We start from the raw sequence: 2,293 nt of genomic DNA, 5'->3' as shown, positions 1-2,293 counted from the left end.
GGGCTTCGTGATGGACCTGACGCCGGCGATGGTGATCATGGCGCCGATGCTGACCCCGATCGTCACCTCGGTGGGGGTCGACCCGGTCTACTTTGGCGTGCTGATGTCTTTCATCCTCGGCATCGGCCTGCTGACACCACCCGTCGGCACCTGTCTCTACGTCGGCTGCGGCGTCGGCCGGGTCAGCATGGAGCAACTGGTCAGGGCGATGCTGCCTTACTATGCGGCGTTGCTGGTGGTGCTGCTAGTGTTGATCGCCTTCCCCGGGATCGTGACCTGGCTGCCGGATATGGCCGCAGTCCGTGGAAACTGAGTGCGGCAACTGACGACCGGAGGTCTCGTGAAGGATGGCACACACCGCATCGTGGTGATGGGGGTGTCGGGGTCGGGCAAGTCGTGTATCGGCGCCTTGCTCGCCAGCCGCCTCGGCGTCACGTTCATCGACGGCGACGATTACCATTCGCCGGCCAGCATCGACAAGATGGCCAACGGCATCCCGCTCGACGACGACGATCGCCGCGAGTGGCTGGAAACCCTGGCGGGGCTGATCGGCGACCACCGGCGGCGCGATGCGTCGCTGGTGCTGGCCTGCTCGGCGCTCAAGAGACGCTATCGCGACCTGTTGCGACGCGGCGACCCCGAACTTGTCTTTCTGTTTCTCGAAGGGCAGCGCGAGCAGTTGCGCCAACGCCTGGCCGCGCGGGAAGAACACTTCTTTCGCGGCGAGGCGATGCTCGATAGCCAGCTCCAGGACCTCGAACCTCCCGGCGAGGCCGAGGCCGTGGTGTGCAGCATCGCCGACACGCCCGATGCGATCGTCAAGGTCTTCCTGAAGGCGTTGCCGACCTCCCGCCGGTACGACCCCTGAGCCTCGTGCGGCGTTAACGGCACAGGCGCGGCGACTCCGGTATCATGCTGGCGGGTGCCGTTGGCACGCGCCAGTATCATCAGCTGCCAGCGGGGCACCGTGAAAAAGAAACGACCGACACTGCAGGACATCGCCGACCGGGTTGGGGCGACCAAGATGACCGTGAGCCGCTGCCTGCGCGACCCCTCGACCGTATCGGAAGGGCTGCGCGAGCGTATCTTCAGCGCGGCGGAGCAGGTCGGTTACATTCCCAACCGGGCACCTGATCTCCTTTCGCGCGCCACCAGCCACTCGATCGGTGTGCTGGTACCGTCATTGACCAACCAGGTGTTCGCCGACGTGCTGGTAGGCATCGAGGAGGTCACCGAGCCGCTGGGCTATCATTTGATGCTCTCTCACTATGGCTACAGCCAGGAGCTGGAGGAGCGCAGCCTGGCCTCGCTGCTTTCGTACAATGTCGACGGTGTGATCCTTTCCGACAGCCATCACACCACGCGCACCTGCCGCATGCTCGAGACCGCGGGCATTCCCATCGTGGAAATCATGGATTCGCTGACCTCGCCGCTACACCAGGCGATCGGCTTCGATAACGTGCGTGCCGCCTACGACATGGTGAGCGCGATGATTCACCGCGGCCGGCGCCGGATAGTCTACCTCGCCGTGCGGCTCGACTCGCGAACCCTGCAGCGCGAGCAGGGCTACCGCCAGGCCATGGAGGAGCATGGGCTGCAACCATTGACCAAGCAGCGCAGCCAGCGCTCTTCCTATTCCGTAGGTGCTGCGCTGTTGAACGAGCTGCTCGAGGAGCATCCCGAGACCGACGGCATCTTCGGTACCAATGACGATGTCGCGGTGGGGGCCTACTTCGCTTGTCTGAGGCGCGGCGTCAAGGTGCCGGAGCAGCTCGCCATCGCCGGTTTCCATGGCCACGACGTGAGCCAGGTGATGACCCCGCGGCTGGCTAGTGTGGTGACTCCGCGTCAAGCGATCGGCAAGCGCGCCGCGACCGAGCTGCTGCGACGCATCCAAGGCGGAGCATTGGAAGAGCGCACTATCGACCTGGGCTACCGGATCGAACTCGGGGGAACGCTCTGACGCGTTGATCAAGGATGAATAATCACAACATGGATAGGCCGACAGCCGGTATTTTGCTCAGGCTTCTGTCGGGGCTTCTCTTCGCTGCCATGATGATCAGCATCAAGGCGGTGGGCAACGAAGTCCCGCTGGGGCAAACCGTCTTCTTCCGCTCGGCCTTTGCCATGCTGCCCATCGTGGTTTATCTAGCGCTGAGAGGGTCGTTTCCTGCCGGCCTTGCCACCCGGCGGCCCGCGGGGCATCTTCTGCGCTCGGGCCTGGGCGCCGCGGCAATGTTCGCCTCCTTCGCATCGCTCGCTCTGTTGCCGGTGGCGGAAGCAACCCTGCTGA

Annotated in this window: 4 protein-coding genes; all 4 read left to right on the top strand. The window is 64.4% G+C overall.

What is annotated here, in order from left to right:
* A partial coding sequence (locus QPM17_RS23500; protein WP_285394165.1) for a TRAP transporter large permease subunit occupies nucleotides 1-313 on the top strand: 313 nt, incomplete at its 5' end.
* Between the two features lie 27 nt (nucleotides 314-340).
* Nucleotides 341-868, top strand: coding sequence for a gluconokinase (locus QPM17_RS23495; RefSeq protein ID WP_285394164.1), 528 nt, complete (start codon nucleotides 341-343; stop codon nucleotides 866-868).
* A 99-nt stretch (nucleotides 869-967) separates the two neighbouring features.
* Nucleotides 968-1,963 carry a substrate-binding domain-containing protein gene (locus QPM17_RS23490; protein WP_285394163.1) on the top strand — a complete coding sequence of 332 codons (996 nt, stop codon included), beginning with the start codon at nucleotides 968-970 and terminating at the stop codon, nucleotides 1,961-1,963.
* A gap of 29 nt (nucleotides 1,964-1,992) precedes the next feature.
* A partial coding sequence (locus tag QPM17_RS23485) for a hypothetical protein (RefSeq protein WP_479691236.1) occupies nucleotides 1,993-2,293 on the top strand: 301 nt, incomplete at its 3' end.

This window comes from Marinobacter azerbaijanicus (assembly GCF_030250645.1).
Lineage (GTDB): Bacteria > Pseudomonadota > Gammaproteobacteria > Pseudomonadales > Oleiphilaceae > Marinobacter > Marinobacter azerbaijanicus.
The sequence above is the reverse complement of the archived record's forward strand: the minus strand, read 5'-3'. Positions and strand labels throughout refer to the sequence as shown.